Genomic DNA, 19,730 nt, shown 5'->3' on the forward strand with positions numbered 1-19,730 from the left:
CCGGGCTTGTACGGTGACGTGCCGGACGCACGTCGCGCACCATGTGACGTGCCGGGCCCGGGGAACTCATCGGTCGCGGCGGATCGGGGGTGCGCGTGGTCGGGGGCACGGGGTTCCGCGCGGTGTTCGCGGTGCCGGAGTTCCGGGTGCTGTGGTCGGCCGCGGTGCTGTCCACGGTCGGCGACCAGCTGGCCCGGGTGGCGTTGTCGGTGCTGGTGTTCCAGCGCACCGGGTCGGCGGCGTGGACGGCGTTGACCTACGCGTTGACGATGCTGCCCGCGCTCGTGTCCGGGGTGCTGCTGTCGGGTCTGGCCGACCGGTACCCGCGGCGGACCGTGATGGTGGTCGCGGACGCGGTGCGGGCCGTGCTGCTGGCCGTGATGGCGGTGCCGGGCGTGCCGTTGCCGCTGGTGGCGGCGTTGCTGGTGGTCGCGCAGCTGGCCGAGGCGCCGTTCGCCGCCGCCCAGGGCGCGCTGCTGCCGACCGTGCTGGGCGAGCAGTACGAGGCCGGGCAGTCGGTGCACCTGATCACGCACCAGGCGGGGCTGCTGCTGGGGTTCGTCGGCGGCGGTCTGGTGGTGGCGTGGCTGGGCACGTCCGGCGCGCTGCTGGCGGACGCGGCGACGTTCGCGGTGTCGGCGGTCCTGCTGCGCCTGGGGTTGCGGGCGCGGCCCGCGCCGGCCGCGGTGGCCGCCGCGCACGTCCGGATCCGGGCGGGCGCGGCGCTGGTGTGGCGGGACCGGCGGCTGCGGCTGCTGGTCGTCCTCGGGTGCCTGGCGCTGTTCACGGTGGTGCCGGAGGGGCTGGCCGCGCCGTTCTCGGCGGAGGTCGGGGCGGGCGCGGCGGGCGTCGGCCTGCTGCTGGCCGCCGACCCGGCCGGGATGGTGCTGGGCACCGTGCTGCTGCGGTTCCTGCCCGCGTCGACCCGCGTGCGGCTGCTGGGGCTGCTGGCCGTCGCGACCGCCCTGCCGCTGGTTGGGTACCTGCTCGCGCCGAACCTGGTGGGCGCGGTGGCGCTGCTGGCGGTGAGCGGCGTGTTCAGCGCCTACCAGGTGACGGCGGGCGCGACGTTCGTGCGGCTGGTGCCGGACGGGCAGCGCGGCCAGGCGCTGGGCTTCGCCCGCAGCAGCCTGGTCGCCGCGCAGGGCGTCGGCGTGGCCGCGGGCGGCCTGCTGGCGTCGGCGACGGGCTCGCCGACCACCGCCATCGCCGTGGCGGGCGTCGCGGGGGCGGTCCTGGCCGTCACCGCCACCGCCGCGTGGTCCCGCGTCGCCCCGGCCGCCGCGGCCTGAGCCGCCCGATCGGCCGACGCCGGGCCGCCGGGGACACCGGCATCCTGGACGTCGCCGGCGCCGACTGGGGGACGCCGACGGGCCGGTCGCCGGAGGGGGTCTGCCGCCGGGTGCTGTGGCGTGACCGGTCGTTCGTGCTGCTGTGGGCCGGGCAGACGGTGTCGCTCATCGGGTCGCAGGTCACGGTCGTGGCGGTGCCGCTGGTGGCGGCGTTGGCGCTGGGCGCGGGGCCGTGGGAGGTCGGGGTCGTGGCGGCCTGCGGCCGGGCGCCCTACCTGCTGTTCGGGCTGCCCGCCGGGGTGTGGGTGGACCGGTCGCGGCGGCGCGTGGTCGCCGGGGTGTGCGCGGTCGGGCAGGCGGTCGCCCTGGCGGTCGTGCCCGCCGCCGCGGCGGCCGGGGTGTTGACCGTGTGGCTGTTGGCCGCGGCCGCGGCGGTGGCCGGGACGTTCGCCGTGTTCGGGGACATCGCCGGGTTGGCGCTGGTGCCGATGGTGGTGCCGCGCGCGTCGCTGACCCGCGCCCAGGGCGCGGTGGAGGCCGGGCAGGCCACGGCGCAGGTCGCCGGGCCCGCGCTCGGCGGGTGGCTGGTCGAGGCGGTCACGGCCGCGGGCGCGGTGCTGGTCGACGCGGTGAGCTTCCTCGTCGCGGCGGTCGCGCTGGCGTGGGTGCGGGTGGTGGAACGGCCGCGGCCGGGCGGCACGGTGCGGGCCGGGGTGCGGGCGGTGTTCGGCCACCAGGGGTTGCGGCGGGTCACGCTGTGCACGGCCACGCACGTGTTCTGGTTCAACGCCTTCACCGTCGTGCTGCTGCTGCACCTGGTGTCGGCGTTGGGGTTCTCCGCGGCACGCGTCGGCGTGACGCTGTCCGTCGGCGCGGTCGGCGGGCTCGTCGGCGCGCTGGTCGCGGCCCGGCTGGGCGAGCGGTGGGGCCGCCGCCGCACGATGGTCGCCGCGGTCCTGGCCACCGGGGCGGGTCAGGCGCTGGTCGCGGTAGACGCCCTGCTGGTCGGCGCGGTGGCGCTGATGTGGTTCGCGTTGCAGGTCTACCACGTGCACCAGGTGCCGGTGCGGTACGAGGCCGCGCCCGCCGCCCTGCACGGGCGGGTCAACGCGACCATCCGCACCGCCGTGTGGGGCACCGCCCCGCTCGGCGCGCTGGCCGGAGGGCTGCTCGGCGACGCGGTCGGGCCGCGCGCCACGCTCGTCGTCAGCGGGCTGGGCGCGGCGACCGCGTGCCTGTGGCTGGTCCGGGCCCGGGTCGGGTGACCACCACCCGCCCGGGGCCCGCCGGCACCGCTTCACCAGATCTTGTCGCGCATGGCGGCGCACCTCCCTCCACGTAGCCGACCGGACGACCCCGGATCACCGGGTCCCGTCGCGCACAACCACACCTGCGCTCGGTCCCGGCACTGCTGTGACCGGCGGTTTCACCAGATCTTGTCGCGCACCGCGCTCACCTCCAGTGGGTCTCGTCACCCCGGTAGCGGCTGACATCGACGCAGGTCACCATTACTGTGACCCTCCGTCCGGACGCGATGACAGTCCGGACAAGACAGTCGTGAGGAACCATGGGCAGAGCGGGTTCGACGTCGTCGGGCGATCGACGCTGGTCACTATGGTCCCTGCCGCGCCCGGCCCTGGTGCACGTGCTGTCGGTGGACCTGCTCGCCGTCGTCGCGCTCGCCGCCGCGACCGCGTGGCCCGTGCCCGCCGGCTCGTGGACCCGGTTCGCGGTGCTGGCCGGCTGCGCCGCGCTGCACCTGCACTGCTCCCGCTGGATCGAGCGGATCCGCCGCGACCACAGCCACCTGCCGCACGTGGACCTGTGCAGCATCTGGATCCTGGCCGGCGCGCTGGTGCTGCCGCCGGCGCTCGCCGTCGCGCTGGTCGTGCTGATGTACGCGCACCGCTGGTGGGTCGTCGGCCGCTGGGACGCCTCGCGCCCACCGCACCGCAACGTGTTCACCACGTCGATGATGGTGCTGGCCACGCTCGCCGCGAGCGCCGTGGCGGGCGTCACCGGCCTGCGCGACCACCTGCACGCCGGAACGCCCGGCGGCGCGCTCGACCTCGTCGGCCTGGTCGGCGCGGGCGCCGCGCAGTGGCTCGTCAACACCGCCCTGGTGGCCGCGGTGATCCTGCTGACGGTCCGGCCCCGGTCGGTGCGCGACGCCGTCGGCAGCGCCGCGGACAACCTGCTCGAAGCGGGCCAGCTGGCCCTGGGCGGGTTCGTCGCGCTGGCCGTGGCGTGGTCGCCGCCGTTCGCGCTGCCGATGGTGGTCGCGGCCGTCGCCCTGCACCGCACCGTGCTCATCCACCAGCTGGAGCTGGCCGCCCGCACCGACGCCAAGACCGGCCTGCTCAACGCCGAGGCGTGGCACCTGCAGGCCACGCTGGAGCTGCGCCGCACCCGTCAGCAGCCGCCCGGCGCGCGGGTCGGCCTGTTCATGGTCGACGTCGACCACTTCAAGGACATCAACGACACGCACGGCCACCAGACCGGCGACGTGGTGCTGCGGCGCATCGCGGCGGCGCTGGCGGGCGCGGTCCGGCGCGGCGACGCGGTCGGCCGGTTCGGCGGCGAGGAGTTCGCCGTGCTGCTGCCCGGCGTCGAGCACGACGAGGCGGTCGCGATCGCCGAGCGGATGCGCGCCGAGGTGCACCGGGTCTCGGTGGACGACGGCCACGGCGGCACGGTCGGCGGGCTCACCGTCAGCATCGGCATCGCGGTGTGGCCGGAGGTCGCCGAGGACACCCTGGAAGGGCTGCTCGCGGCCGCGGACTCGGCGCTGTACGAGGCCAAGCGGCTCGGCCGCGACCAGGTGCAGGCCGCGGGCGGGCGGCGACGCGCCCGGTGGACGCCCGCGGCCCGCGCCGAGCGGCCCGGGGTGTAACGAGCGCGACTGGCGCGGCGGATCTGCTACAGGTCGGGGCCGCGGTGGCGTAGTTTCTGCCCGCCACCTCCGACACGGTGGACACTCCTCGCTTGCAAGGGTCGTGAGCCAGTGGACCTCGGTGCCCCGCACGGAATCCGCTTCCGCTTCGAAGCGGGGCTGCTGCGCGCCGTCCTGCTCGACGTGCACCGCAAACCGCCCGTGGCCGCCGCCGAGGAGCTGACCGCCGAGGCCGGCGCCCGCGACCTGCTGGTGGACGAGACCCGCGACGGGCACGTGCGCGCCGTGCTGCGGCAGCGCTTCGACCTGCCCCTGCCCGCCCGCTGGCGGCTCGCGGTGGACGCGCCCGCCACCCCGACCGGCGACGGCGTGACGTTCACCCTGCCCGGCTCGGTGACGCTGCGGGTGTCCGGCTCGTCACCGTGCGCGTTGGAGGACGGCGGCGTGTCCGTGCGGCTGCCCGCGGGCCGCTCGGAGCTGGACCTCACGGTGACCAGCGAGCCGGTGTTCGACGTCGGCGACACCGTCGTGGTGTGCCGCCCGGACCAGGCGCGCGAGGCCGCGGTGGTCGTGTCGTGCCTGCCCGCCGACCGCTTCACGCCCGTCGTCGCGCTCGCGCCGGGCGACGCGTCGGCGCACCGGCGGGACCGGCTGCTCGGCGAACTGCTCGTCGCCACGGGCGTGCGCCGGGCGGTGTTCCTCGCCGAACCCGACGCCGCCGAGGCGTTCGCGGGGGTGCCCGAGCACGTGCACCTGCCGTGCGACGACCCGGTCGGCCTGACCGACAAGGCGTGGGAGCTGCTGCGCGGCGACGGCGGACCCGAGCGCACGCTCGACGTCGCCCCGGACGCCGACTTCGTCACCGCCCTGTTCACCGCCCTGCGCACCGGCGCGGCCCTGCGCGTGCACGACGACGCGCCGCCCGTGCCGTTCGAGGGGAACAACCCCGACGACGGCGACGAGGCCGTGCTGGTCGAGCGCACCGGCACCGCGGACGACCTGACCGCCGCCGGCTACGCCCACCACCGCGGCGCGCGGCTCGTCGTCACGCCCGCGCCGGACCTCACCGCGGTGCGCGCCGTCGTGGCCGAGGAGCAGGAACGGGTCACCGCCGCGGCGGGCGCGATCGGCGACGCGGTCAAGGGCATCGGGTTCGTCGAGGCGCTGTGGCGGTACCTGTCCACCGGCGGGCACGACCCGTACGCGGCGGTCGAGGCGGTGGTCACCGCGCAGGTGCCCGCCGAGGCGGTCGCGGAGGTGGGGGAGCGGGCGCTGACCGCGTTCACCACCGGCCTGCCGTACTCGTTCGTGCGCACCGCCGACGTGACGTGGGCGCGCAAGCCGATCGGGCACGTGGTGGCCGACCCGGCGCTGGTCGTGCTCACCGAGCTGCACCGCGCCGGCGCGGCGCGCGAGCCCGCCGCGTTCAGCCTGGTGTTCGACTCCGGCGCGTTCCGGGACCAGCCCGACACCGCCGCGCCGCCGGGCCACCACACGCACCCGGTGGTGCTGTCCGACCGGGACGCCTCCCCGGAGGTCCTGCGGGACCTGGTCGCGGACCTGCCGGTCGAGCTGGTGTTCTTCAACTGCCACGACGCCGACGACGCGATCGTGCTCGGCGGCCGGGCGCTGCCCGACACCGACCCGCCGGTGGCGCTGCGGCACCGGCCGATCGTGTTCAACAACTCGTGCCGCTCCTGGACCGACCTGGGCCGGGAGTTCGTCCGCGCCGGCGCGCGCGGCTACATCGGCACCCTGTGGACCATCCCGCCGAACCTCGCCGCCGGGTTCGCCCGCACCGTCGTGCGCCGGCTCACCGCGGACGAGACGCCCGCCGCGCGGGCCATCGTCAACACCGGCACCCCCGGCGGCGTCGAGCGGTCCTACCTGTACGTCGGCACGGTCAACGGCCGGCTGGACGAGTGGCGCGACCGGTCCACCACGGACGCCGAGGCGGCGCTGACCGCGTGCGAGGTGCTGGCCGCCGCCGCCCGCGGCTGCGACGCCGCGCTGGCCCCGGTGCTGCACCGGGAGATCTCCGCGCTGCGCCGCGTCGCCGAGGCGGGCGGGCTGACCGACACCCCGTCCTACGCCGACGTGCTGCTGGCCGAGCTGGCCCTGGAGCCCGACGACGCCCGCGCCGCCGCGCTGGTCGAGCGGGTCGACGCGCTGCTGGGCGGGCTCGACCTGCCCGAGGACGAGCTGGAAGCCCTGTGGGCGACCAGGTTCGAGCTGACCGGCGCCCGGTGCGAGCGGCGTGGGGAATACGGGGCCGCGCTCGCGGACTTCGAACGGTGTGTGGGCCTGGGCGACGCGTGCCGCGACCGGGCGGGCGTCCTGCTGCGGATGGCGAGGCTGCTGATGGGTGAGGGCAGGACCGAGGAGGCCGGGCAGGCGGCGCGGCTGGCGTACGAGGAGCAGCTCGCGCGGTCGGACAGACCCGGGCTGCTGGAGTCGGTGACCGTGCTCCACCAGCTCGGCGACGCCGACCCCGACACCGCGCTCGAGTACGCCGTGCTGGGCGGCGACCTGGCCGAGGAGCTGGGCGACCCGGCCGCGCGGGCCGCGTTCGCGCTCGCCGAGTGCGACCGCCGCCGCGACACCGGCGACCTGACCGGGGCCATCGAGGCCGGGTCGCGCGCGGTGGAGCTGTTCCGCGACCTCGGCGACGACCGGCAGGAGCTGGCCGCGCTGCGCCGGCTCGGCGCGTGCCACCGCGACCGGGGCGACCTGGAGACCGCGCAGCACTACGCCGCCGTGGGCCTGGCCCGCGCCGAGCAGGTCGGCGCGGCGGCCGAGGTGGCGTCGTTCCACGACGACCTCGGCGGCGTGCTGACCGCGCGCGGCGAGCACGGCAGGGCGCTGGAGCACTACCGGCACGCGGTGGAGAAGCTGGTCGCCACCGGCGCGTGGGAGCGCGGCGCGGAACTGCTGCCGCACCTGGCCGTCGGCGCGGTCCGGGCCCGCGACCCCGAGGCGCTGTGGACCGCGGCCCTGTCCGGCGGCCTGATCTGCGAGGTCGCGCCGCGCGAGGTGTGGGCGTCGGTGCTGCCGCTGGTCGTGGACTCGATGAAGCGGGCGATCGAGACCGGGCCGCTGCCGCTGACCGAACGCGGCATGACCGACTTCGCCAGCGCGGTCACCGCGGGCCGGCGCGAGGACATGCCGTTCCAGGTCGGCCTGCTCGCCGACGTGGTGGTCGTGCTGCTGGCGTGGCTGATGGACCGCGTCGACGCGGGCATCCGCGCGTTCGCCCGCGAGCTGGACCGCACCAGCGGCGGCGTGCTCGACTTGGTCAACTACGTGTCCGTGCCGTACGCCGACCGCGTCCGCGACCCCGGCCGGTCCCGGCCTACCAGTGGCGGCCCGCGCTGAGGTCGTCCACCTCCGGCCGCGACAGGTGCGGCACGCGGTAGCGCACGACGTCGTCGTCACCGTCCGGCAGGGCGCTCCACAGGCTGAAGTGCACCAGCTCCCAGTGCCGCGGGTCGATCGCCAGCGCGGTGCAGTACAGCGCCGGGTCGTCGGCGAGCGGCCGGAGCGCGTCCAGCGCCCGGTCGACCGCCTCGGCCGGGTCGGCGTCGGCGGGCAGGCGCCACGTGCGCTTCGTGGCCGCGGTCGCCGTCTCCGCGCCGCCCCGCTCGAACGCCAGCCCCGCCCAGTGCTGCACGGCCGGCCGGCCGAAGTCCGCGCTCAGGCCCCGGAACCCCGGTCCCCACAGGAAGCTGTTCATGCCCTCGGCGGTGCGCCACAGGTAGAACGGCGAGTACTGGTTCACCGGCGAGCCGTCCACCCCGCGCTCCCGCACGCAGTACGCCTTCAGCCCCAGGCCCGCGAACGCGTCCAGCGCCGAGCCGCGCGTGGCGACGCGGGTCCGGATGACGTCCATGTCGTAGTCGGCGGGCAACGTGATCTCGTACTGCATCGCGTGCATGGTCAGATCCCCCGGTAGGCGGCGGCGGTGAGCGGGTAGCGCTCGCGGTAGGCCGCGAGGTGGCCCCACGGCGTGGTGACGGACTCGGCCCGCAGCAGGCCGTGCACGAGCGCGCGGGCGAACACCGCGCGGGCCGCGGCCAGCACCTGCCCCGGGTCGGCGTCGTGGGTGCCGGTCGAGGCGGCGAACGCGGTGTCGCCGTCGGTCAGGCCGTGCGCCGGGCGCACCGCCGCCGCCAACCCGTCCTGGGCGGCGTTGGCCAGCGCGAACAGGTGCGGCAGGCGGGCGTTCGTGGCGACCACGCCGATGACGGTGTTGAACGGCTGCGCGTGACCGGTCGCGGCGCGGGCCGCGTCGAGGTCGTCGCCCCCGTAGGCGGGGAACTCGCCGGGCAGGCCGAGGCGCGCGGCGAACGGCAGACCGGTGTCGGGGTCGACCGACGGGCCGACCGCGTTGAGCGCGGCGACCGCGCCGACGACCACGCCGCCGGGCAGCGCGGCGCTCGCCGTGCCCAGGCCGCCCTTCAGGGTCGCGTTGAGCGCGCCCGTGCCCGCGCCGACGTTGCCCTGCGCGCACTCCACCCCCGCGGCCCGCACCGCCGCCGCGCCCTCCGCGGCCCCGGGCCGCGCGTGGAAGTCGCCACCCCGGCCGAGGTCGAACAACGCGGCGGCGGGCACGAACGACCCCAGCTCCCGCGCCGCGCCGTCGGCCGCCGACAGCCCGTACGCGCTGCCGCCCGTCAACACCACGCCGCGCACCTCCCGGCCGCCGTGGCGGGCGTCGAGCGCGGCCGTGTCCCGGGTCGCCGGCGCGCCGCCGCGCACGTCCACAGTGGACCAGGTGCCGGGCGGGAACAGCACGGCCGTGGTGCCGGTCAGCGCGCCGCCACCGATCAGCGTGGCGTGCCCGACCAGCACACCGGGCACATCGGTGATCGAGTTCCGCACACCGCCGATGCTACGTCCCCCGGCCCGCCGGCCGGCTAGCGCAGACGCGCGCCCAGCTCCCGCACCACCGACGCGAGCAGGTCCACGTCCTCCTCGGTGGTCCGCCAGTTCACGATCGCCGGCCGCAACGCCACCCGGCCCCGGTACACGGTGGTGCCCGCGTACACCCGGCCGTCCTCGATCAGCGCCTCGCCCAGCCGGCGGTTGAGGTCGTCCAGCTCCTCCTCCGGCACGCCCGGCGGCCGGTAGCGGAAGCACACCACGAACAGCGTGACCGGCGCGAGCAGCTCCAGGTCCGGCGCCTCGGCGATCCGGCGGCCCAGGCGCAGCGCCAGGTCCTGGTGCCGCTCCACCATCGCCCGGTGCCCGTCCCGGCCGTAGGCGCGCAACGTCGCCCAGATCGGGAACGCCCGCGCCCGCCGCGACGACTCCGGGCCCAGGCTGTTGTAGTTGACGAACTCCTCGTCCGGCTCGGGCAGGTACGCGCTGTTCCAGCTGCCGAACGCCCGGCCGAGCAGCGAGCGGTCCCGGACGAACGCGACACCGCTCTCGTACGGCACGTTGAGCCACTTGTGGCAGTCCGCGGCGACCGAGTCGGCCCGCTCCACGCCGCGCACGAACCCCGCGGTGCGCGGCGACAGGGCGGCGAACAACCCGAACGCGCCGTCCACGTGCAGCCACGCGCCGTGCCGCTCCGCCAGGTCCGCCATCTCGTCCAGCGGGTCGTAGTCGCCGCCGTTGACCTCGCCCGCGTTCCCGATCAGCACCGCCGGCCCCGACGACGCCAGCTCGCGGTCCAGGGCGTCCACGTCGAGCCGGCCCGCGTCGTCACGCGCCGGCACCCGCACCGAGTCGCGGCCCAACCCGAGCAGCTGCAACGCCTTGCGGCTGCTCGGGTGCACGTACCCGCTGGAGAACACCGGCAGCCGCGGCAACCCGACCAGGCCGTCCGCCGTCACGTCCACCCCGTGCTGCCGCGCCCACCAGTACCGCGCGCACGCCAACCCGGTCAGGTTCGCGAACGTCGCGCTCGGCGTGAGCACCCCGCCGTGCGACGCGGGCAGCCCGAACAGCTCCTTCAACCACCGCAGCACCACCGTCTCCGCCCGCGCGGCCAGCGGCGAGGCCACCCACAACCCGCCCGCCTGGTCCAGCAGCGACGTGACCCAGTCCGCCGCCTGCGCGGCCGGCGTCGCGCCACCGACCACGAAGTGGAAGAACCGCGGCCCGGACGAGTGCGTGGCGGCCCGCGTGCCGATGCGCAGCAGGTCCGCGACCGCGGCGATCGTGCCGTCACCGGACTCCGGCAGCGGACCGTCGAGGTCGTCCAGCAGGCGGGCGTGCGCGGGGTCGCGCACCGGCAGGTGGGGCAGCGCGTCGAGGTACGGCCCGGCGGCCCGCGCGACCATCCCCAACGCCTCGGCGGCGTCGTCTCGAGCGTTCAGCGGATCACCCATCGTGAGAGGGTATGCCGTGATGGCGCGACGTGGCAGGTTCCGGGGCCGGGCGGTCGGCGGCGGGGTGACCGCGTTCCTCGGCATCCGGTACGCCGAACCGCCGTTCGGCGCGCGTCGCTTCGCCGCGCCCGTGCCCGTGGACGACGCGGGGGACCGGTCGGGGTTCGGTCCCGTCGCGCCGCAGTCCGCGCGGCTGCCCGGCGCGCCGGTGTGGCGGCCGGGGGACGAGGACGTGCTGACCCTCAACGTGTGGGCGCCGTCCACGTCGGACGGTCCCCGGCCCGTGCTGTTCCACGTGCACGGCGGCGCTTACACGTTCGGGTCGTCGGCCCAGCCGGACTACGACGGCGCGGCGTTGGCGCGGGCCGGGCTCGTCGTGGTCACGTGCAACTACCGGCTCGGGTTCGAGGGCTTCGGGCACGTGCCCGGCCGGCCTGACAACCGCGGGCTGCTCGACCAGCGGGCCGCGCTGAGGTGGGTGCGCGACACCGTCGCGGTGTTCGGCGGCGACCCGGACAACATCACCGTCGCCGGCCAGTCGGCGGGCGCGGCGTCGGCGTTGTTCCTCGCCGCCCGGGAGCCGGTGCGCCGCGTCATCGCGCACAGCGTGCCCAACCGCTGCTACACCACGGGTTTCGCCCGCCGGGTCGCCCGGTGGATCGACCCCACCACCCCGGAGTCGGCGGTGGCCTCGGCCGACGCGCTGGCCGCCGCGCAGCGCACCGGGCCGCTGTCGTACGACCCGGTGCTGTTCGGACCCGTCGCCGACGCCCTGCCCGCGCTGCCGCCCGACGTGGACGCCCTGCTGTGCCACACCGACGTCGAGTACGCCCTCTTCCGGGAGGTGGGCACGTTCCGGCCGCCGGCCGACCTGCGCGCGTTCGGCCGCGACTGGGGCATCCCCGACCACGTCGTGACGGCCTACGAGCACTTCGAGGACGCGCCCGTGCGGCTGGCCGGCGACTTCGTGTTCGCCGAACCCACCGCGCGGATCGCCGAGGCGCACGGCCGGGCGTTCCTCGCCCGGTTCACCCGGCCGCCCGCCTGGCACACCGTCGACGTGCCGTTCTGCTTCGGCACCCTCGACACCGCCCACTTCCTGATCGGCGGGCCGCCCGGCCCGGCCGACCGCGCCCTGTCCCGGCGGGTGCTCCGGTCCTGGGTCGACTTCTGCGCCACCGGCGACCCCGGCTGGACCGGCGTGCGGCACTGGGGCGACGAGACGCCCGCCCGGCGCGCGCCCTGGCGCGGCGTGGACCTCTCCGCGCCCGTCGACCACCCGGTCGACCGCCCCTGACCGAGGCACCCGCGGACCGGAGCGTCGAACGGCGCGACGCGGGCCCGGACGACACCGGGCGCGACACCGTGGCCGCCCGGCCCGGCCGCGAGGTGCGGGACGACGAGGCGGCGACGAGCAGGCGTCGCGGCCACCGCCGCGACGCCTGCCGGACGGGTCAGCGCGGGTCGTCGCGCTCCCGCCGCACGGTGACCTTGCGGCCCTTGATCGTCGCGCCCCGCAACGACGAGATCACCTGCTGCGCGGCCGAATCCGGCACCTCCACCAGCGAGAACCGGTCGGCGATCTCGATCGCGCCGATGTCGCGGCCGTTCAGCCGGGCCTCGCCCGCGATCGCGCCGACCAGGTCCTGCGGCCGGATCCCGGAGCTGCGGCCCGCGCCGACGAACAACCGGGTCATGCCCGCCGACGGGCGGCGCGGGCGGCGCGGCTCACGGCGGTCGCCGCCGCCGTCGCGGCCCCGGCGCTCGCCCTGGCCCGACCGCGGCACGTACTCCGGGATCTCCTCCTCGTCGGCCGCCGCGCCGGTGGCCTCGTGCGCCAGCTTGACCGCCGCCAGCGCCACCTCCATCACGTCGAACTCGTCGGTCAGCGTCTCCACCACGACCCGGAAGCCCTCCAGGTCGTCCTCCAGCAGGCTCTCGTGCAGCGCCGCCCGGGTCAGCTCCAGCTTGCGCGCCCGCAGGTCCGCGACCGTGGGCACCTTCTCCACCTGGATGCGCTGCTTGGTGACCCGCTCGATGGTCTTGAGCATGCCGTGCTCGCGCGGCTCGGCCAGGGTGATCGCCACGCCCTCGCGGCCCGCGCGGCCCACCCGGCCGATGCGGTGCACGTACGACTCCGGCGCGGACGGCACGTTGTAGTTCACCACGTGGGTGAGCTGCTCGACGTCCAGGCCGCGGGCGGCGACGTCGGTGGCCACCAGCAGGTCCGCCGTGCCGTTGCGCAGCCGGGCCATCACCCGGTCCCGCTGCTCCTGGCTGATGCCGCCGTGCAGCGACTCGGCCCGGTAGCCGCGCCCGTTCAGCGTCTCGGTGAGCTGGTCCACCTCGTCACGGGTCCGGCAGAACACGATCGCCGCGGTCGGCGCCTCGACGTCCAGCACCCGGCCCAGCGCGGCCGGCTTGTGGGCGCGCGGCACGACGTACGCGCTCTGCCGCACCCGCGGCGCCTCGCCCGGCTCGGCCTGCTCGCGGCCGATCGTGATGCGCACCGGGTCGGACAGGTGCTGGCGGGCCAGCCGGTCGATCCGGCCCGGCATGGTCGCGGAGAACAGCACGGTCTGCCGCTCGGGCGGCGTCTCGGCCAGGATCGTGTCCAGGTCCTCGGCGAACCCCATGTCGAGCATCTCGTCGGCCTCGTCCAGCACGACGATCTCGAGCCGCTCCAGCTTCAACGTGCCCCGGCTGAGGTGGTCGACCGCCCGGCCCGGCGTGGCCACCACGACGTCCACGCCCTGCTCCAGCACCCGCAGCTGCCGCCCGATCGGCTGGCCGCCGTAGATGGGCAGCACCCGCGCGCCCAGCTCGCGGCCGTAGCGGTGCACCGCCTCGGAGACCTGCACCGCCAGCTCCCGCGTGGGCACCAGCACCAGCGCGAACGGCTCCCGGGCGGTCCGCTCGCCGCCCGCCATGCGCTCCAGCACGGGCAGCGCGAACGCCGCCGTCTTGCCCGTGCCGGTGGCGGCCTGCCCGAGCAGGTCGCGGCCCGCGGTCAGGGGCGGGATCGCCTCGCGCTGGATGGGGGTCGGCTCCTCGTAGCCGAGGCCGGACAGCGCCCGGAGCAGTTCGGGGCGCAGCCCGAGGTCGGCGAAGCTGGTCCGGTCGTCGGGCTCGTCGTTCATACCCCCAAGTCTTGCCGATCGCCCCCGAACCGCTCGGTGAGGGGGGTCGCGCGACCCGGTCGATCCGGCATCCCGCAGTCGTCGTCGCCCGGTCGCGGCATCCGTGCCGCCCGGCGTGGTCGTCTTCGTGACCACCGGCGTGGCCGTCTTCGCGGTCACCGGCGCGGCGCGGCGTTCGCGGCCTCCGGAACGCGGTCCCGCCGTCAAGGGTCGAACGCGCCACGCGGACGGCTCGACAGTTGACCGGTATTACCGCGAATCGGTGGTTAACGGCCGGTTACAACGCCGGGGGCGAAGTGCCGGCAAAGCGGGAATCTTCCCGGGTCCGGGTATTTCGGAACAGTGTGACGGTTCGGTCGGTGGCGCGCCCGTCCGACCGGTTGCGGAGCCGGGATCGCGATTTGCCGAAGGCCCCGCCGCGACCGCCCGCTATACCTCGCCTATACTTCCCGATCGCCATCCCCGCCGAGGCGGACTCCCCGGTAGCGTGCCGCGACATCGATACCGAGCGTGAGGGTCCGACGGGGGATGTGGTGCGCGTGGCGGTGGACGACCTGGACGGGCACACCGGGCGCGACGTGCGGCCGGTGTCGTTCGGCCTCGACGGCGTGTGGTTCGAGATCCACCTCGGCGCGGCCAACGCGGCCAGGTTGCGGGCCGTGCTCGACCGGTTCGTGCGCGCCGCGCGCCGCGGTCCCGGCACCCCGCCCTCCCCGGTACGCAGCACCGATGCGCACCCGCCCGAGGCGGTGCGGCGGTGGGCCCGCGCGCACGGCTACCGCGTCTGCGACCGCGGCCGGATCTCCGCGATCGTGCTGGCCGCCTACGACCGGGCGCACGCCGACCGGGGCGGCGCGGGCTGAGCGCCCGGACGCCGGATCACCCGATGCGCCTAGATCGATGTCACGGAACGTGGCCGTGACCGCCGTCGGGCCCAAGTTCGCGCCGCCGGGCCACCGCAGCCGGAGTCCGGCGCTGCACCGTTCGGCCGCATACCGCGGCCGCACTCCCCGAGCGGCCTAAATGATATTTCCCCCCATCGGGGCGGCCTGGGCAACATGGCACCGCTTTAGTTGCGCGATTTTCGGGTCACTCACCGGCCACCGCGCGCGCCGCGTCGTCTAGAGACTGGGGGTCGTGACCATGCAGGTGCGGATTCTCGGTGCTGTCGCCCTCGCCCGCGGGGATCGTCGGATGGGGGTCGCCGCGCGCCAGGTCCGCACCCTCCTGGCGCTGCTGGCGCTTTCCCCGGGCACCCCCGTTCCGTTCGACCGGTTGGTGGAGGAATTGTGGGCCGGTAAACAGGTGGGAAACGCCCGCAACGCGCTGCAGGCGAATGTCGTGCGGCTGCGCAAACTCCTGGAGCGGTTCGGCGACGTGCCCGGCGACCTGCTCGTCCGCACGATGAGCAGCGGTTACGTGCTCGACCTGCCGGCCGCCGCGGTGGACGCGCACCTGTTCCGCGACCTCGCCGACCGCGGCTCCGCGCTCGTGCCGCACCGCCCCGACGAGGCGATCGGCCTGCTGGAACGCGCGCTGCGGCTGTGGCACGGCCCGGCGCTGTTCGACGTGGGCGACGGGCTGCGGTTCCGCGTCGAGGCCGCCCGGCTCGACGAGCGCAGGCTCAGCGCCCGGGAGGACCTCATCGCCGCCAAGCTCGCCAACGGCGAGGACCGCGGCGTGGTGTCGGAGCTGAAGCAGCTCGCGGCCGAGCACCCGGAGCGGGAGCGGTTCAGCGAGCAGCTGATGGTGGCGCTGTACCGCAACGGCAGGCAGACGGAGGCGCTGGACGTCTTCCACCACACCCGCAGGCGCCTGGCGAGCGAGCTGGGGCTGGAGCCCGGCCGCGCGATGCGACGGCTCTACCAGGCGATCCTCGTCCACGACCAGGTTCTGCTGTAGGAGGCGAAGTGCTGGAGTTCCGGGTCCTGGGGCCCGTCGAGGTGCGCTACGACGGGCAGGAGGTGCCGCTGGACGGCTCAAAGCCGCGCACCGTGCTCACGGCGTTGCTGCTCGCCGACGGCGCCGTCTCCGACGCGCAGATGAGCGACTCCCTGTGGGGCGACCACCCGCCGGCCACGTTCAACGCGCAGATCTACACCTACGTCTCGCGGCTGCGCAAGACGCTGCGCGGCGAGGTCGGCATCGCCCGCCGTTCCCGGGGCTACGAGCTGCGCCTCGCGGAGTGCTCGTTCGACCTCCGGGAGTTCGAGGAGCAGGCCGCCCTGGGGCAGGGGGCGCTCGCCGCGGGACGCTACGAGGAGGCGGCGCGGCTGCTGCGCGGGGCGTTGCGGCTGTGGCGCGGTCCGGCGTTGACGGGGGTGTCCGAGCACCTGGCCGACGCGGAGGCGCCGCGGCTGGAGGAGGCGCGCGTCGCCGTGCTGGAGAGCCGCATCGAGGCCGACCTGGCGCTGGGCCGGCACGCGCAGCTGTTGCCCGAGCTGACCAAGCTCGTGCACCGCTACCCGCTCCGGGAACGGTTCCGCGCCCAGCTCATGACCACGTTCTACCGCTGCGACCGGCAGGCCGACGCGCTCGTGCTGTACGAGGAGGGCCGCCGCAGGCTGGCCACCGAGCTGGGCATCGACCCCGGCTCGCTGCTGCGCGAGGTGCACCTGGCGATCCTGAGCGCCGATCCCGTGCTGGCGTCGCCGCGCCGGGTCGCGGTGTAGCGCCCGGTGTGTCCTCTGTGGACGGTGGTGGTCGTGCCGGCGGCGTTGGCGCCCCGTCCCGGCCGTCGTCGCGGCGCGGGTCGATGTCCGGTTTGCCCGGTGCGGTCGTCCTGAGCGTTGAATTCGGGGTACCTGGACGTAGGACACACGCGTTCTGGGCGTAGGACTCGCGGTGAAGCGGTTAAGCTGGCTCGGTGACGCCGTTGCGCTGGGGTGTGCTGGGGGCCACGGCCCACATCGCGAGCCGGGTGTTGCCCGCGATCCACGCGACGCCGGGCAACGCGGTGGTCGCCGTGGCGAGCCGGGCGGGGAGGCGCGCGGCGGCGGAGCAGGTGGCGCGGCCGTTCGGCGCGCGGGTGCGCGACGGCTACGACGCGCTGCTGGCCGACCCGGACGTCGACGCGGTCTACCTGGCCCTGCCCAACACCCTGCACGTGCCGTGGACGCTGCGCGCGCTCGACGCGGGCAAGCACGTGTTGGTGGAGAAGCCGATGGCGTTGTCCGAGGAGGACTGCGTCCGCATCGAGCGCGCCGCCGCCGACCTCGTGGTCATGGAGGCGTACATGTACCGCTTCCACCCCCAGCAGGCGCGGGCCGCCGAGCTGCTGGCCTCGGGCGAGATCGGCGAGCTGCGCGTGGTGCGGTCGGCGTTCGCGTACCCGACCCCGGCCGAGGGCGGCATCCGGTTCGACCCGGCCCTGGGCGGCGGCGCGACGTGGGACGTCGGCTGCTACGCGTTCGACGTGCCGCTGTGGGCGTTCGACACCGTCCCGCGCGCGGTGCGGGCGCGGTTCCACTCGCGCGAGGTGGACCTGGGCGCGGTGGCGACGCTCGACTTCGGCGACGGCCGCTGGGCCGTGCTGGACTACAGCCTGGAGTACGGGCCGCGCGCCGCCTACGAGTTCCAGGGCTCCCGCGGCTCGATCTCCGTGCGCAACGCGTGGACGCGACCCGACGAGGAAGGCCGCATCACGGTCGTCACGCTGGACGGCGTGCGCGACGAGGTCGTGCCCGCGTCCGACGCCTACGCCGACCAGACCGCCGCGTTCGCCGAGGCCGTGCGGGAGAAGGTCACGCCCCTGGTGTCGCTCGCCCACTCGGCGCGCACGGCGCGGGTCGGCGAAGCGCTGGTGCGGTCGGCCGCGACCGGGGCCGAGGTGGACCTGCGGCGGCGGCCGTGACCGTTCCGCGCGGTGGTGCGCGATGCCGAACGTGACTGAGGTAACGGTGCGACGGGTCGTCGCGGTCATTGCCGGGAAGCGCGCGGAATGCGACCGGCGCTTCCGTCCCCGCGTTGGATCGGAGATTGATTCACGTTCCCGCTGAATCGTGGTGTGCTCGCGTTTGCGGGCCGTGCGAGCGGGATCGGCTCGGGCCGCGTCGGCGCTGGTCCGCCGGCATCCGGCGTCGTCGGCGGGGGTGCGGCTGTCCGCAAGGGTGCGGAGCGCCGGGGTGAACGACGTCGGGTGCGGGCGCGCGGCGCGGGATCGTAGCCACCGTTTCCATAATTTTCGTGGGCTGCTCAACGGATAGTCGGCGGATGCGTGAACATCTCCTGCCGCGTTCTCCGGTGGGGTAGGTTGGAACGGCCGCCCGGCACGAACGAGGTGGGGCCGGGAAATCCCCGCAACCCCGCCGCAGTTAGTGGACCCCGAGTAACGACGCGAAGGGGTTGGATGCATGCACCTGGAGATACGTCATGCCAGGGTGGTCACCACCCTTGCCGAGGCCGGCAGCATCTCGAAGGCCGCGGCGAAGCTGTCCCTGCCCCAACCGAGCCTCACCGCCCAATTGAGACGGATCGAGAAGGCGGTCGGGGGAGACCTGTTCGTGCGGTCGGCTTTCGGGATCACCCCGACGCCGCTGGGCGAACGCCTGATCCCGATGCTGGCCGACCTCGCCACCCGGGCCGACGCGGTGGTCGCCGAGGCGTCGTCGCTGTCGTCCGGGATCCTGCGCATCGGCAACGCCGAGTGGACCCCGGTGACGCTGCGGCGTGCCTTGCAGTCGTCGCTGCCCTCGGTCGAGGTGCAGACGGTGACGCTGGACCCGTCGATCGGCGTGGACGCGGTCAGCCGCGGGGAGTTGACCGCGGCGCTCGTGCCGAGCCCGGAGGCGATGGACGGCGTGCGGGACCTGGATCCCTCGCTGGCCAAGGAGATCATCGTCCGCGAGCCGATCTGGCTGGCGCTGCCGCGGGACCACGCGCTCGCGCGCAGGACTACGGTGAGCCGAAGGCACATGATGTCCCTGAGCTGGGTGCACCACGTGCCGGGGCACTGGTTCCACGCGGTCGAGGAACACCTGTTCCGCAAGCTCGACCACCCCACGCCCGAAGTGATGCACTACGCGGGTGGGCACGCCGAGGCGATGAGCTGGGTGCGCGACGCGGGCGCGGCGGCGCTCGCCACGCCCACCGGGTCCACGTCGGACGTGAGCCTGGTGGCGATGACCGAGCCGTTGCGCAGCCGGCTGCTGCTGGTGTGGCGGCCGGGGTCGATCCACCCGAACACCCTGCGGCAGTTGATCGACGCGTTGCGCCGGTACTACTGCGACTACGCCCGCACGATCCCGCGTTACTGGAACTGGATGACCGAACGCCCCACCGACTTCCCGGAGCTGGCCGCGTTCCTGCCCCGGCCGAGCCGGTGGTGGCCCCGCGACTCCGCCGCGGACCAACAACAACCGGGCGTCGGCTCCCGCACCGCCGCCACCTGAGCGTCCACTGGGGATGACGGGCCACCTCGACCGCGGTCGAGGTGGCCTTTGTCTTTCCCCGCCGCCTCGCTTCGACGTGGCACGGGTCTGTTCCTGCGCGCGGGACATGTGCGTCCTGTGCGTGGGACACGCGCGTTCTGAACTTGGGGCACGCACGTTCCTCTGCGTGGAACACGGCGTTCCGAACGTAGGACATGGCTGTTCCGAACGTAGGACACGCGGTGGTCAGCCGGGTGTCAGCGCGGTGTCAGCGGGCCTTGCGAGCCTCGACCCCGGCAGCGGACCGGGCGGGCGAGGAGGACGCGCGAGGCCCCGGCCGCGCCGCCGCCACGGCCCTGACCGAAGGAACCGCATCATGACCGAATCCACCACCGCCACCTCCCGCGAACGGATCGTGGACGCCATCACCACCGTCCTGTCCGAGGTGCTGGCCTACGAGCTGCCGGAGGTGACCGAGGGCTCCCGGCTGCTCGACGACCTCGGCCTCGACTCGACCGGCGTCTACGAGCTGCTGATGGAGCTGGAGGAGGCGCTGGAGGTGGAGTTCGACACCGACAACCTGGAGCGCGCCCACTTCGAGACGGTGCGGTCCCTGACCGACTTCGTCGCCGCGGAGATGGACCGCTGACCGCGCACGGGGCGTCGCCCCTCGTGGGAGCGCCCGGCGACATGACGAC

Annotated in this window: 15 protein-coding genes; 11 read left to right on the top strand and 4 right to left on the bottom strand. The window is 75.3% G+C overall.

The genetic code is table 11. From position 1 onward, the window contains the following. Positions 1-95 precede the first annotated feature (95 nt). The 4 genes from ACWEFJ_RS26150 to ACWEFJ_RS26165 all read left to right on the top strand — a co-directional run bounded on the left by ACWEFJ_RS26150 (position 96) and on the right by ACWEFJ_RS26165 (position 7,560). Positions 96-1,292, top strand: coding sequence for an MFS transporter (locus ACWEFJ_RS26150; RefSeq protein ID WP_449715387.1), 1,197 nt, complete (start codon positions 96-98; stop codon positions 1,290-1,292). Next, complete coding sequence (locus ACWEFJ_RS26155; RefSeq protein WP_449715350.1) at positions 1,259-2,557, top strand: MFS transporter; 1,299 nt, start codon at positions 1,259-1,261, stop codon at positions 2,555-2,557. The genes ACWEFJ_RS26150 and ACWEFJ_RS26155 overlap by 34 nt, the downstream gene beginning before the upstream one ends. Before the next feature lie 380 nt (positions 2,558-2,937). Further along, positions 2,938-4,185, top strand: a complete 1,248-nt coding sequence (locus ACWEFJ_RS26160) for a diguanylate cyclase (RefSeq protein ID WP_449715351.1) — start codon at positions 2,938-2,940, stop codon at positions 4,183-4,185. 111 nt (positions 4,186-4,296) lie between these two features. Then, positions 4,297-7,560: a hypothetical protein gene (locus ACWEFJ_RS26165; protein ID WP_449715352.1), complete on the top strand. Its 3,264-nt coding sequence runs from the start codon at positions 4,297-4,299 to the stop codon at positions 7,558-7,560. On the opposite strand, the gene ACWEFJ_RS26170 is transcribed toward ACWEFJ_RS26165, so the two are convergent. From ACWEFJ_RS26170 to ACWEFJ_RS26180, 3 genes are read right to left on the bottom strand one after another with little or no spacing between them, the layout of a single operon-like run. Beyond that, the gene (locus tag ACWEFJ_RS26170) at positions 7,538-8,110 is read right to left on the bottom strand and encodes a DUF4865 family protein (RefSeq protein ID WP_449715353.1); all 573 of its coding nucleotides are present in this window, start codon (positions 8,108-8,110) and stop codon (positions 7,538-7,540) included. The two genes, ACWEFJ_RS26165 and ACWEFJ_RS26170, sit on opposite strands and share 23 nt — an antisense overlap. A gap of 11 nt (positions 8,111-8,121) precedes the next feature. Further along, complete coding sequence (locus ACWEFJ_RS26175; RefSeq protein ID WP_449715354.1) at positions 8,122-9,066, bottom strand: P1 family peptidase; 945 nt, start codon at positions 9,064-9,066, stop codon at positions 8,122-8,124. A gap of 35 nt (positions 9,067-9,101) precedes the next feature. Then, positions 9,102-10,523: a pyridoxal phosphate-dependent decarboxylase family protein gene (locus tag ACWEFJ_RS26180; RefSeq protein WP_449715355.1), complete on the bottom strand. Its 1,422-nt coding sequence runs from the start codon at positions 10,521-10,523 to the stop codon at positions 9,102-9,104. A gap of 19 nt (positions 10,524-10,542) precedes the next feature. Between ACWEFJ_RS26180 and ACWEFJ_RS26185 the strand changes: the two genes are divergently transcribed. After that, complete coding sequence (locus tag ACWEFJ_RS26185) at positions 10,543-11,820, top strand: carboxylesterase family protein (RefSeq protein WP_378091231.1); 1,278 nt, start codon at positions 10,543-10,545, stop codon at positions 11,818-11,820. Positions 11,821-11,977: 157 nt separating this feature from the next. On the opposite strand, the gene ACWEFJ_RS26190 is transcribed toward ACWEFJ_RS26185, so the two are convergent. Then, positions 11,978-13,663, bottom strand: a complete 1,686-nt coding sequence (locus tag ACWEFJ_RS26190) for a DEAD/DEAH box helicase (protein WP_449715356.1) — start codon at positions 13,661-13,663, stop codon at positions 11,978-11,980. A 539-nt stretch (positions 13,664-14,202) separates the two neighbouring features. On the opposite strand from ACWEFJ_RS26190, the gene ACWEFJ_RS26195 reads away from it, so the two are divergent. From ACWEFJ_RS26195 to ACWEFJ_RS26220, 6 genes are all read left to right on the top strand, one after another. Then, on the top strand, positions 14,203-14,526 hold the full coding sequence (locus tag ACWEFJ_RS26195) for a histone-like nucleoid-structuring protein Lsr2 (protein WP_449715357.1): 324 nt from the start codon (positions 14,203-14,205) through the stop codon (positions 14,524-14,526). Positions 14,527-14,857: 331 nt separating this feature from the next. After that, complete coding sequence (locus ACWEFJ_RS26200; protein ID WP_378088890.1) at positions 14,858-15,565, top strand: AfsR/SARP family transcriptional regulator; 708 nt, start codon at positions 14,858-14,860, stop codon at positions 15,563-15,565. A gap of 8 nt (positions 15,566-15,573) precedes the next feature. Then, positions 15,574-16,335: an AfsR/SARP family transcriptional regulator gene (locus ACWEFJ_RS26205; protein ID WP_378088892.1), complete on the top strand. Its 762-nt coding sequence runs from the start codon at positions 15,574-15,576 to the stop codon at positions 16,333-16,335. A 194-nt stretch (positions 16,336-16,529) separates the two neighbouring features. Beyond that, a complete protein-coding gene (locus tag ACWEFJ_RS26210; protein WP_449715358.1) occupies positions 16,530-17,516 on the top strand; it encodes a Gfo/Idh/MocA family protein in 987 nt (328 codons plus the stop codon). A gap of 499 nt (positions 17,517-18,015) precedes the next feature. After that, entirely contained in the window at positions 18,016-19,053 is a 1,038-nt protein-coding gene (locus ACWEFJ_RS26215; RefSeq protein WP_378088896.1) for a LysR family transcriptional regulator, read from the top strand. 355 nt (positions 19,054-19,408) lie between these two features. Then, entirely contained in the window at positions 19,409-19,681 is a 273-nt protein-coding gene (locus ACWEFJ_RS26220; RefSeq protein WP_378088898.1) for a phosphopantetheine-binding protein, read from the top strand. Positions 19,682-19,730: the final 49 nt, after the last annotated feature.

The sequence above is a fragment of the Actinosynnema sp. NPDC004786 genome (genome assembly GCF_053601135.1).